This is a genomic window from Janibacter sp. CFPM2_SD2 (genome assembly GCF_057364645.1).
Genome location: NZ_JBNFOF010000386.1, coordinates 1 through 808, shown reverse-complemented (window position 1 = coordinate 808; position 808 = coordinate 1). Strand labels below are relative to the sequence as shown.

The 808-nt window shown below is 76.0% G+C and carries 2 pseudogenes; one reads left to right on the top strand and one right to left on the bottom strand.

What is annotated here, in order from left to right:
- Nucleotides 1-361: pseudogene (locus AC2W7J_RS18550) on the top strand (DNA-3-methyladenine glycosylase 2 family protein); the annotation flags it as partial.
- A gap of 336 nt (nt 362-697) precedes the next feature.
- On the opposite strand, the pseudogene AC2W7J_RS18545 reads toward AC2W7J_RS18550, so the two are convergent.
- Nucleotides 698-745 (bottom strand): annotated as a pseudogene (locus AC2W7J_RS18545) (hypothetical protein); the annotation flags it as partial.
- Nucleotides 746-808: the final 63 nt, after the last annotated feature.

Genomic DNA, 808 nt, shown 5'->3' with positions numbered 1-808 from the left:
GCGTCGTCGTCACCGCGATGCGGTCGCCGGTCGCCTCGACGAGTGCGCCGACCTGCCGCTGGAGCAGGCCCACGCGCGGATGCGCTCGCTCCCCGGCGTCGGCGTCTGGACCGCTGCGGAGGTCGCCCAGCGGGCACTGGGCGACGCCGACTCACCGAGCTTCGGCGACTACCACGTCGCCAAGGACGTCACCCTCGCCCTCGACGGCGTTGTCGGCGACGACGCCCGCATGGCCGAGCTGCTCGAGCCCTACGCCGGTCAGCGCTACCGGGCCCAGGTCGTCATCACCGCCACCGCCGGCCACCGACCCCGACGCGGCCCGCGCCGCTCCCTGCCCACGCACCTCCCGACGCGCTTCTGAGCCCGGGTCGGATCGGTCTCCGTCGCGGACGACGACCGGGGTGGCCCTAAGGACGAAGCTGGCGGGTCTCCCCGCAGCGTGCGTCGGTCCGTCGGCCGGCTTCGCCCATGAGTCGGGCCACCCCGGTGTCGTCCGCTCCTTCAGCTGCACCCGCGGGTCAGGCGTGCGTGAGGACGTCGGCGGGCGAGGCGTCGGCGGGGAGCCAGGTGGCGCGCAGGTCGCGGTAGAGGCCGGAGACGGCCGCCGGGGTGGGGTCCAGACCGACGGCGGCGAGGGAGGGCCGAGGTCGGTGAGGTCGGGGGTGACGCCGACGATCTTCGCCGAGGTGCCGCGCAGGGCATCGCGGACGCCGGGGACACCGAGGACGATGCCGATCGACAGCACGGGGTCGCCGGGGGCGAGGACGACGAGGTCGGCCTCGCGGACGGCGTCGAGGCGCCGGGGGCG